Origin of the sequence: Amycolatopsis samaneae (assembly GCF_039541975.1) — a bacterium.
Taxonomy (GTDB): Bacteria; Actinomycetota; Actinomycetes; order Mycobacteriales; family Pseudonocardiaceae; genus Amycolatopsis; species Amycolatopsis samaneae.
In genome coordinates, this window is record NZ_BAABHG010000022.1 from 20,334 (window position 1) to 30,002 (window position 9,669).

At 72.3% G+C, this 9,669-nt stretch carries 11 protein-coding genes; all 11 read right to left on the minus strand.

What is annotated here, in order from left to right:
• Nucleotides 1-78 precede the first annotated feature (78 nt).
• Nucleotides 79-705: a 3-oxoacyl-[acyl-carrier-protein] synthase III C-terminal domain-containing protein gene (locus tag ABD987_RS40040; RefSeq protein ID WP_345407238.1), complete on the minus strand. Its 627-nt coding sequence runs from the start codon at nucleotides 703-705 to the stop codon at nucleotides 79-81.
• A complete protein-coding gene (locus ABD987_RS40045; RefSeq protein ID WP_345407241.1) occupies nucleotides 702-1,061 on the minus strand; it encodes a hypothetical protein in 360 nt (119 codons plus the stop codon). Before ABD987_RS40045 ends, ABD987_RS40040 begins: the two co-directional genes overlap by 4 nt.
• A 111-nt stretch (nucleotides 1,062-1,172) precedes the next feature.
• Entirely contained in the window at nucleotides 1,173-2,222 is a 1,050-nt protein-coding gene (locus ABD987_RS40050; RefSeq protein ID WP_345407244.1) for a phosphotransferase, read from the minus strand.
• On the minus strand, nucleotides 2,222-3,160 hold the full coding sequence (locus tag ABD987_RS40055; protein WP_345407247.1) for an SMP-30/gluconolactonase/LRE family protein: 939 nt from the start codon (nucleotides 3,158-3,160) through the stop codon (nucleotides 2,222-2,224). The genes ABD987_RS40050 and ABD987_RS40055 overlap by 1 nt, the downstream gene beginning before the upstream one ends.
• A gap of 11 nt (nucleotides 3,161-3,171) precedes the next feature.
• On the minus strand, nucleotides 3,172-3,975 hold the full coding sequence (locus tag ABD987_RS40060; protein WP_345407250.1) for an ABC transporter permease: 804 nt from the start codon (nucleotides 3,973-3,975) through the stop codon (nucleotides 3,172-3,174).
• On the minus strand, nucleotides 3,965-4,867 hold the full coding sequence (locus ABD987_RS40065) for an ABC transporter ATP-binding protein (protein ID WP_345407253.1): 903 nt from the start codon (nucleotides 4,865-4,867) through the stop codon (nucleotides 3,965-3,967). Before ABD987_RS40065 ends, ABD987_RS40060 begins: the two co-directional genes overlap by 11 nt.
• A gap of 25 nt (nucleotides 4,868-4,892) precedes the next feature.
• Nucleotides 4,893-6,419 (minus strand): glycosyltransferase family 39 protein, encoded by a 1,527-nt coding sequence (locus tag ABD987_RS40070; RefSeq protein ID WP_345407256.1) that lies wholly within the window; start codon nucleotides 6,417-6,419, stop codon nucleotides 4,893-4,895.
• Nucleotides 6,416-7,186, minus strand: coding sequence for a thioesterase II family protein (locus ABD987_RS40075; protein WP_345407259.1), 771 nt, complete (start codon nucleotides 7,184-7,186; stop codon nucleotides 6,416-6,418). The genes ABD987_RS40070 and ABD987_RS40075 overlap by 4 nt, the downstream gene beginning before the upstream one ends.
• The gene (locus ABD987_RS40080) at nucleotides 7,183-8,256 is read right to left on the minus strand and encodes an HAD-IIIC family phosphatase (RefSeq protein WP_345407262.1); all 1,074 of its coding nucleotides are present in this window, start codon (nucleotides 8,254-8,256) and stop codon (nucleotides 7,183-7,185) included. The genes ABD987_RS40075 and ABD987_RS40080 overlap by 4 nt, the downstream gene beginning before the upstream one ends.
• Nucleotides 8,253-9,401, minus strand: coding sequence for an acyl-CoA dehydrogenase family protein (locus ABD987_RS40085; RefSeq protein ID WP_345407265.1), 1,149 nt, complete (start codon nucleotides 9,399-9,401; stop codon nucleotides 8,253-8,255). Before ABD987_RS40085 ends, ABD987_RS40080 begins: the two co-directional genes overlap by 4 nt.
• A gap of 5 nt (nucleotides 9,402-9,406) precedes the next feature.
• Entirely contained in the window at nucleotides 9,407-9,664 is a 258-nt protein-coding gene (locus tag ABD987_RS40090; protein WP_345407268.1) for a phosphopantetheine-binding protein, read from the minus strand.
• Nucleotides 9,665-9,669: the final 5 nt, after the last annotated feature.

The window sequence follows — 9,669 nt, forward strand, 5'->3', positions numbered from 1 at the left end:
CCGGCCCGTCGGCCGGGGGCGTTCCTCCGCGAAGAGGTGCAGTGCCCAGCGTAGCCCGTACACAGACGAGTGAGGAGCTCACCCGCGACGGACCGGGGGCAGCGTGACGACCTGTCCGGCATAGGACAAGCCCGCGCCGAACCCGAACAACAGCACGTTGCCCCCGTCCGTGAGTTCGCCGTGTGCCCGCATCCTGGACAGCGCCAGCGGGATCGTCGCGGCGATCGTGTTGCCCGCCTCGACGACGTCCGTCGCGGCCACGACGTCGGTCATGCCCAGCTGCCGCACCAGCGCGTCGACGATCCGGAGGTTGGCCTGGTGCGGGACGAACCCGGCGAGGTCGGCCACCGTCAGGTCGCTGCGCGCGCAGATCTCCCGGACCATCCCGCCCAGCCCGGTGGCCCAGCGGAAGACGGCCCTGCCGTTCTGCCGCAGTACCCGCTCGTCCGGGTCGATCGCGATCAGGTCGGCCTGTTCGCCGACGCTGCCCCACAGCACCGGGCCGATGGCGCGGTGCTCGTGCGGCAGCACGACCATCGCGCCCGCCCCGTCGCCGAACAGGATGCCGGTGCTGCGGTCGTCCCAGTCCAGCCACGCGGACGCCTTGTCCGCGCCGACCACCAGCACGCCCTGGCTCGTCCCCGAGCGGATCATCGCGTCGGCGATCCCGAGCGAGTAACAGAACCCGGCGCAGGCGGTGTTCACGTCGAACGCCGCGGGGTTCCCCGTGACGGTCCGCGCGGCGACCTGGGCGGCGCGTTGGGCATGGTGGACTCGGCGGTCGAGGTCGCCACGATCACCGTGTCGATCCGCGAGAGCCCGTGCGCGTACCTGGTGTCGGCGGCCAGGTTGCCCAGCGCGTCCAGCGCGGCGGCCGTGGCCATGTCCGCCACCGTCTCGTCCTTGGCCGCCACCCGGCGTTCCCGGATGCCGGTCCTGGCCACGACCCAGTCCTCCTCCACCCCGATCCGCGCGGCCACCTCGGCGGTCGTGACCACGGTTTCGGGCAGGTAGTGGCCCAGGGAGACGACCTGGGCCCCCGCGACGGCACCGCCCGCCATGTCAACGCCCCGCACGGACGTGCCGTGACGCGCCGCTGTCCCCGGCACGAACTGTCTTCACCTCGGTCACAGTCCCCTCCTCGCATCGAATTCGGACGGTCCGGCAGTGGATCAGGAGACGAACCGGACGGAGTCGTGGTCCGCGGCCTGGGTCAGGTAGCGCGTCACCTTGTCGCAGTACAACGCCGCCTCCTTCGCCGACATCGGGGTGCCGAGCACGGCGATCAGCGCGCTGACCACGCCGTACCACACCCAGCGCTGGTAGTCCTCCCAGCAGCGGTCCCACGGATAGTCCGCGGCGAGCGCCGCGTGGTAGGCCCGGACCAGGTCCCGTTCCCCGGCCCGCCGGACGGCGGTCGGCATCCGGCCGAGCAGATAGGCGACGTCGATGAGCGGGGACGCGTAGGTCACCAGCTGCCAGTCGACGGTGACGACCTCGCGTGCCCCGTCCTCGCGGGTGCGGAACAGCAGGTTGCCGGTGTGGAAGTCGGCGTGGACGAGCGACCGCGGCCCCTGGAATCCTTCCGTCCAGCTGTCGAAACCGGCGGCGCAGAACCGTTCCCCCAGCGCGAAAAGTCCCGGATCCAGCTCGACTTCCGCTCGTGCGGTGAAGTCCTGCCACGCCACCCGGAACAGCTGTTCCCACGCCTCCAGCCGCTCCCCGCTCAGGCTGTTCAGCCAGCCGAGCGAAGCGAGGCGGGAGTCGTCCCAGTGCGCCCCGTGCAGCAGCGCCAGCTGGCCGAGGGCGAGAAGGACGTCCTCGCGGGCCCATGCCTCGTCCTGGTCGTGCATCGTGGCGTCGGTGACGTCCTCCAGCAGCAGGGCGAACCGCTCCCCCGCCTCGTCCACCCGGCCGAAGTGACAGCGCGGCACCCGCATGCCGACCCGGGGGGCGAGCTCGCGGTAGAACAGCACCTCACGGGTGTACAGCCCGGCGCCCTTGGCCAGCATCCGCGGCAGTTCGGCCTCCGCGGGGAACTTCGCGACCAGCGAGCGCGGTGCCCCGGGCGCGGCGCCGGTGTAGCCGAGCCGCACCCGGACGGTGCGGGCGATCACGCCGCCCGTCACCTCAGAGACGGTCACCGACGACACCCGTTCGCCGAGCACGCCGGAGAGCCATTCGGGAGTGAGCGACGCGGGATCGGTCACGAACTCCGTCATCAGCGCACGTCCCGTCCGGGAAAACAGCCGCGGACCCGGGTCCGGAACCGGTAGAGACCCGTGGACGCGGTGATGTACAGCGTGTCCAGGTCCGGGCCGCCGAAGCACAGGTTCGAGACCTTCTCCGGCACGCCGATCCGGCCCAGCCTCGTCCCGTCGGGCGCGAAGACCTGCACCGAATCACGGCTGGAGGTCCAGAGATTGCCCGCCACGTCCACCCGGAACCCGTCGGACACCCCCGGCGCCACCCTGGCGAACAGGCGCCCGTCGTGACACCGCCCGTCCTTCACGTCGTAGACGCGGACGCGGCCGCCGTTCCCGTCCAGCCGCAACGGGTACGCGGTGTCGGAGACGTACAGCAGCCGCTCGTCGGGCGAGAACGCCAGCCCGTTCGGCTCCGCCATGTCGGTGATCACCGCGTCCAGGCGCCCGGTTCCGGGCTCGAAGCGGAACACGAAGCACCGGCCGTACTCCAGCTCGCCAGGGTGGCCTTCCCTGGGCAGGGTGATCCCGTAGGGCGGGTCGGTGAACCAGACGGCCCCGTCCGAGGCGACCACGACGTCGTTGGGCGAGTTCAGCCGCACGCCACGGAAACGGTCCACCAGCGTCGTCGTGCTGCCGTCGGGTTCGGTCCGCTCGACCGCGCGCCGCCCGTGCGAGCAGGTCACCACCCGGCCGGCCAGGTCCTGGGTGCGCCCGTTGGTGAACTCGACCTCGGTGCGGTCGACGCCGACCCGGCCGGTGGCCCGGTCCCAGCGCAGGATCCGGTCTCCCGGGATGTCCGACCAGATCACCGCGTCCTGTTCGGACAGCCACAGTGGACCCTCGCCCCAGGCCGCGTCCCCGCCGAGCCGTTCGACGGTCTCGCCGGGGTCGAGCAGGGCGCGCAACCGCTCGTCCTCGACCAGCACCGAGGTGCCGATGGTATTGGCAGTCAACGAAAATCACCTCACAACAGTTCGGGGCGGCCCCACCGGCGGTTGATCCGCCAACCGGCGACGGAGCCGATGACAACGGCGAGCCCGGCCAGCACCGCGGCGGCACCGAGGGCCTGGCCGGGCTGCCCGAGCAGCGCCCCCTGGAACGCGCGCACACCCCAGTGCGCCGGCGAGATCGGGGAGATCGCGCGCAACCAGTCCGGCATCAGGGCGACGGGCACCACCGCGCCGCCGAGCGAGGACAGCAGCAGCCCGCTGACGTCGGTGATGCTGCTCAGCTGGTTGTTGGAACGGGCGAAGGTGGCCACGAGCGTGCCGCAGGCGAGGATGCACAGCGCCCAGGACAGGCTCGCGACGGCGAGTACCAGCGCCCCGCCGGAGAACTCGAGACCGAACGCCAGCCGGGCCATGCCGAGCACGAGCGCCTGTTGCAGCAGCAGGACCCCGAGCAACGGCACGATCTTGCCGATCAGCAGTTCCCCGGTGCTCGCCGGGGTGGTGCGCAGCCAGCTCCAGGTCCGCCAGGTCCGCTCGGTGAGCAGCGCGGCGCCGACCGTGCTGATCGCGAACATGGAGAACATCACCAGCACCCGGGGCGCGGCCTCGACGATGGCCGACCCGCCGGGGCCGACCCGCGCGGTGGCCCGGTAGAGCGGTTCGAACACCACCAGCAGGACCATCGGCATGAGCAATCTGCTGATCACCGGGCCGGGGTCCCGGCGCAGCTGGAGGAAGTCGTGCCGCACCAGCGCGCCCACCCGCCGCGCGCTCGCGCGCAGCTCGCTCACCGGCGCCTCGGCGGATTCAGCGGGCATCGCTCACCTCCGTGGCGAGCCGGTGGTACAGGTCGTCGAAGGTGGGCGGCCGGACCGCGACCGAGACCAGCTCGCCGGACCCGGCGGCGCCGACCAGCGCGGCCAGGTCGCGGCCGGGCTCGCGGGTGGTCTTGCGCAGTTCGTCCTCGACGACCTCCCAGCCCCCGGCGGCCACCAGATCGGGTGCCGCCGGGCGGGCGAAGCGGACCCGCAGCTCGCTCGGCAGCCCGGCGAGCAGCCGCTGCCCGGTGTCGCGGGTGACCACCCTGCCCTTGATCGCGATGGCGATCCCGGCCCGCATCCGTTCCAGCTCCGGCAGATAGTGCGTGGTGTAGCAGACCGAGGCCCCTTCGTCGGCGCGGGCGCGCACCGCGGCGAGCAACGCCTCCCGGGTGGCCGGGTCCGCGCCCACGGTCGGCTCGTCCAGCAGCAGCACCGGCGGGCGGTGGACGAGCGCCGCCGCGGTCTGGACCCGCCGCCGCTGCCCGCCGGACAGCTCGGCGACCCGCCGGTCGAGCAGTTCGGTCAGCAGCATCTCCCCGGCCACCGTGTCCACCTCGCGGCGGAGCCTGCCCGGCCGGAGCCCGGCCAGGCGCCCGAACAGCACCAGGTGTTCCCGGACGGTGATCCTCGGGTAGAGCGCCAGTTCCTGCGGCGCGACGCCGAGCAGCGCCCTGGCCCGGCGCGGCTGCTCACGGATGTCTACGCCGCACACCGTGACCCGGCCGCGGTCGGGGCGCAGCTGCCCCGAGACCACCTCCAGGAAGGTGGTCTTGCCCGCGCCGTTGTGACCGATCAGCCCGACCACCTCGCCGGGTGCCACGGTCAGGTCGAAGCCGTCGAGCGCGACGACCTCCCCGTAGCGTTTTTCCAGATTTTCCGCGACCAGCACAACCGCTCCTCACCGGGACACGAATTCAGTCGACATGCCGGAACTCCGGCCACAACGCGGGCCATGGCGCCCGCGGTCCGCGGCAGACCTGGACCACCGCGCCGGCGTCGTCGTTGACCACCTCAGCGTGCCCCTCGCCGATCCGCCCGTAGGTCCGGCACTCCCGGAACCGCCCGGCGGTGAACGCGGGCTTGAGCCCCACCGCGATCACGGTGGTCGCGGTCTCCGGTGGCACGCCGCGGTAGTACAGCTGGTTGTGTCCACTGTAGACAGCGGGGAGCCGGTCGTCCGCGCCGAAGCGGTCCAGTGCCCCGGCCTGGCCGTAGTTCGCGGTCACCACCACCGTGCCCGCCTGCTCCCGCTCCGGCAGGCTCCGGTAGGCCGCGCTCGTCTGCGCGGCCAGCTCCGGCCAGCCGGTCTGCCCGGCGAAGATCGGGTCGACGGCCGCCAGCCCGCTGCCCGCCATCACGCGCTGCGGCAGCACCGGCAACGCGACGATCGAGGCGAGCACGGCGTTCAGGACCAGCCCGGCGGCCAGCAGCGGCGGACGGCCCGGTTTCCGGCCGAGCCACCGCACGGCCGAGACACTCCCGGCGGCCAGCAGCAGGAGCAGCAGCGGGACGGTGTAGTCCGGGCGGCCGCCGGTGACCAGGAACAGCACCGCGCACACCAGGCAGCCGGCCACCAGTGCGCGCGCCGGGCGCCAGGCCCGGTCCCGCCAGAGCCCCACCGCCCCGGCGAGCCAGACCGGCACCAGGAACGGGCCGAGCAGCAGCAGTTGTTGCGGGACGAAGGCGATGCGGTTGGCGGTGCCGTTCTTCGCCGTCAGCGCCGACGCGGTCTCCAGCATCGGCCAGCCGGTGCGCACTTCGTGGAGCAGGGTCGGCGCGCCGACCAGCACCGCGAGCAGCGCGCCCAACCACAGGAAGCGGTCACGGAAAACCGCGCGCGGCCCGGTGAGCAGCAGGCCCACGACGATGCCCAGCGCGAGCAGCAGGACGAGTTTCTTGTTGTACAGCGCCAACCCGATCACGGCGCCGCAGGCCAGCCACCACCGCCCGTCGGCACGCAGCAGCGCCCGTACCACGCACAGGATCGTCAGCGACGACAGCGGAAGGTCCATTGTGGACGTCAGCAGCACGTGGCCGATCATCAACGGGAACACCGAGACCGCGGTGCCGGTCGCGGCCAGCAGCTGGGCGTTCCGGCCGCCCCCGAACTCACGCGCGGTGGCCGCGACCACCAGCACGGTCAGCGCCAGCAGCAGCGCGCACGGCACCCGCAGCGCCCACACCGTGTCGCCGAGCAGCTCGCGCGTCACCCGCGCCAGCGCGGGCGTGACCGGCCCGAGCTGGTCCCGGTAACCCCAGGCCAGATCCTGCCCGAGCAGCCGGAAGTACAGTTCGTCGCGGAAGTAGCCGTACCCGGACGAGGTGGCGAGCAGCACCGCGCCCAACGCGAGGGCCACCCCGCCTACGGGCCGCCAGGCCATCGGCGGCGGACCGGTGCTCACCGGCCCCCCGGCGGCCCGCGCTTCCCCGTCCACGCTCATCGAGCCCCCTGTCCCGGCACCCGCGGCGCCGCCAGTGTCCGCGACAGCTCGACCGCCAGGAACCCCAGCAGGGACCGCATCGACTCCTGCACGAAGAAGTGCCCGCCGGGCAGCGAGTGGGCGGCGAAGGCGGCGTCGGTCTGCTCCGCCCAGGCGCGAAGCTCGGCCTCGGTCACCTTCGGGTCGCCGGTGCCGCCGAACGCGGTGATCGGCATCGGCAGCGGCGGGCGCGGCGAGTACCGGTAGTCCTCGTTGACCGCGAGGTCCGCCCGCAGCAGCGGCAGCAGGAACGCCAGCACCTCGGGATCGGCCAGCAGCGCCGCGGGCATCCCGTCCAGCTCCGCCAGCCGCGCGCCCAGTTCGGCGTCGGACAGGTCGTGCAGTTTCCCTCTCGGGTCGGTCAGCTGCGGTGCGATCCGGCCGGACACGAACAGCTGCGCCGGGAGCGGCGCGCCCCGCTCCCGCAGCGCGTGCGCCAGCTCGAACGCGACCAGCGCGCCCATGCTGTGCCCGAACAGGGCGAAGGGCGGCACGAGCCGGTCGGCCAGGCCCATCACGAGCGCGTCGACCAAGGGTTCCACCGCACGGAAGGCGGGTTCGCCCATCCGGTTTTCCCGGCCGGGCAGCTGGACCGGGCAGACCGCGATGCCCGACCGGGCCAGCGGGCCCGTCCAGGCCCGGTACGCGGAGGCGCCGGCACCGGCGTGCGGAAAGCAGAACAACCGCATGCCCTCCACCGGCGACGCCGCCGGCAACCAGGCGCTCACCCGCCGCTCTCCGGCCCGGACACGGCCTGCGCGGCGGGGGTGCGGACCTTCAGGTACGCCGGCGGATCCGCGACGCGCCCCGGATCCGCCCGCAGCACCGTGACACCGTCCTCCCGGCCGGCCTCGGTGAACCCGGCGAACCGGTAGGTCACGAACATCATCCGGTTGCGCCCGGTGTCGACGATCTCCGCCTCGAGGTCCGCCCCGTTGTCCCCGGCCAGCCGCACGATGTGGTTCAGCAGCACGCCCCCGACACCCCGGGAGAGCACCCGGCAGGACATCAGCAGCAGCTTGAGCCGCCAGGCCGGGCCCGCGGTCTCGACGAGGGCGAGCCCGATCTTGCCGTAGGACCCGAACCGGTCGGTCAGCCCCGCGATCAGCAGCAGGTGATCCGGGGAGGTCCGGTAGTGGTCGAGTTCCGCGTAGGAATAGGTGACCCCGGTGGAGTTGAGCTGGTTGGTGCGGACGGTCAGTTCCTCGGCGCGCTTGAGGTCATCCTCCGCGGCGGGCGCGATGGTGAACACCATGCCGAGGGTAGCGAGGAAATCCTCGTTGGTGCCGGTGAACTCGCGTTCGCTGGTGTCCCGTTCGATCGCGCTGCGGTACATCTTCCTGCGGACAAGGGATTCGTCGGTGACGAACCGCGGAGTGAACTCCGGGATGTCCACGATCCCGCGCGTCCGGTCGGCGGGCACGAGCAGCACCTCGGGCAGCGCGAACCGCACCTCGGCCAGTTCGAACTCCTGGTCGTCCACGAACGCGCAGGCGTCGATCCCGATGTTCAGCGCCTCGGCGACCGCGCGGATCGACTCCGACTTCGGGTTCCACGAGATCTGCGGGTGCAGGAAGTACTCGTGCAGACCGTGCTTTTCCAGCTCCCGCAACGCGAGATCGGCGTCATTGCGGCTGGCGATCGAGTGCAGCACCCCGCGCCGGTCCAGTTCCTCGATCACCTCGACCACCTCGGGCCGGGGCGTGACCTGGCCGTCCTCCAGCAACACGCCCTCCCACAGCGTGTTGTCGAGGTCCCAGACCACACATTTGACCCTGCCCTGACGGGGTTTACTCATGAGTGACCCCCGGAAGCGGTTTCGTAGGCGTGTTCGGCGATGGTGAGCTGCTGGATCTGCGAGCTGCCTTCGATGATCTCCATGACCTTGGCGTCCCGGAAGTACCGGTTGACCGGATGCCCGTCGGCGCAGCCGCTCGCGCCGTGCAGCTGCACCGCGTCGGTGGCCGCCCGCATCGCCTGCGTGGACGCGAAGTACTTCGCGATCCAGGTGGCCGTCAGGGTTTCCGGGTCCCGGCCGTCCTTCAGCTCCCCCGCGCGGCGGACGAGCGCGCGGGCGGCCTGCACCCCGGTCACCATGTCGGAGATCATCCGGCGGACCAGCTGGTGCTCGCGCAGCAGCACGCCGCCCTGCTCGCGGCCCGCGGTGTGCGCGACCGAGGCGTCCAGGCAGGCCTGCAGGATGCCGACGCAGCCCGCGGCCACGCTGTAGCGGCCGAGGTCGAGCGCGGCGGTGGCGACCATCCGGCCCGCCCCCTCCGCGCCGAGCAACGCCCGCGCCGGCACCCGGCACTCGGCGAACAGCACCTCCGCCAGCATGCTCGCCCTGGTGCCCAGCGCGTTCTCCACCGGCGTGCACCGCACCCCCGGGTTGTCCGCGTCGACCACGAACGCCGAAAGCCCCCGCTCGGTCTTCGCGAACACCAGGAACACGTCCGCCACCTGACCGCCGGTGATCCACTGCTTGACGCCGTCGAGCACGTAGTCGTCACCGTCGCGGACCGCGGTGGTGGCCACCAGGCTGATGTCGCTGCCCGCGGCGGGCTCGGTCAGGCAGAAGGCGCCGAGCGTGTCGCCGGAGGCCAGTCCGGGCAGCCAGTGTTCCCGCGCCTCCGTGGTGCCCCAGCGGCGCAGCGCCCACGCGGCCATGGTGTGCACGGTCAGCAGGCTGCGCAGCGACGAGCAGCCGCGGCCGATCTCCTCGTGCAGCACCCCGAGGGTCACCATGTCCATGCCGGAGCCGCCGTCCGTGGCGGGCAGCACCGCGCCCCAGTAGCCGCGCCCGGCCACCTGTCGCAGCACCTCGGCCGGGATCTTCTGGTCCCGGTCGAACCGGTCGGCGTACGGGGCGACGGCGGTGTCGACGAATTCGCGGAAGGACGCGCGGGAACGCGCCCCGACCGCGGGTTCGGCCAGCAGCGACATCGGTGTCACCGCCCCGCCGAGACGGCGTCGAGGTTCCGGTCCACCAGCGCCGCCATCGCGTCCACCGAACGGAAGTTGGCCATCTCCAGGTCCTCGTTGCCGATCTCGAACCCGAAGGTCTTCTCGACGAACATCACCAGCTGCATGGCGAACAGCGAGGTCGCGAATCCGAGGGTGAAGATGTCGTCGCCGTCGGCGAACTCGACACCGGGGAACTTTCCGGTAATGAAGTCGCGGATCTGGCCGCGCGCGTCGGATGGCATAGTCG

Excerpts from the sequence above, each read along its gene's own strand:
- ABD987_RS40070 (WP_345407256.1), bottom strand. The coding sequence starts at position 6,419 with ATGAGCGTGGACGGGGAAGCGCGGGCCGCCGGGGGGCCGGTGAGCACC.
- ABD987_RS40085 (WP_345407265.1), bottom strand. The coding sequence starts at position 9,401 with ATGTCGCTGCTGGCCGAACCCGCGGTCGGGGCGCGTTCCCGCGCGTCC.
- ABD987_RS40060 (WP_345407250.1), bottom strand. The coding sequence starts at position 3,975 with ATGCCCGCTGAATCCGCCGAGGCGCCGGTGAGCGAGCTGCGCGCGAGC.
- ABD987_RS40090 (WP_345407268.1), bottom strand. The coding sequence starts at position 9,664 with ATGCCATCCGACGCGCGCGGCCAGATCCGCGACTTCATTACCGGAAAG.
- ABD987_RS40045 (WP_345407241.1), bottom strand. The coding sequence starts at position 1,061 with ATGGCGGGCGGTGCCGTCGCGGGGGCCCAGGTCGTCTCCCTGGGCCAC.
- ABD987_RS40080 (WP_345407262.1), bottom strand. The coding sequence starts at position 8,256 with ATGAGTAAACCCCGTCAGGGCAGGGTCAAATGTGTGGTCTGGGACCTC.
- ABD987_RS40050 (WP_345407244.1), bottom strand. The coding sequence starts at position 2,222 with ATGACGGAGTTCGTGACCGATCCCGCGTCGCTCACTCCCGAATGGCTC.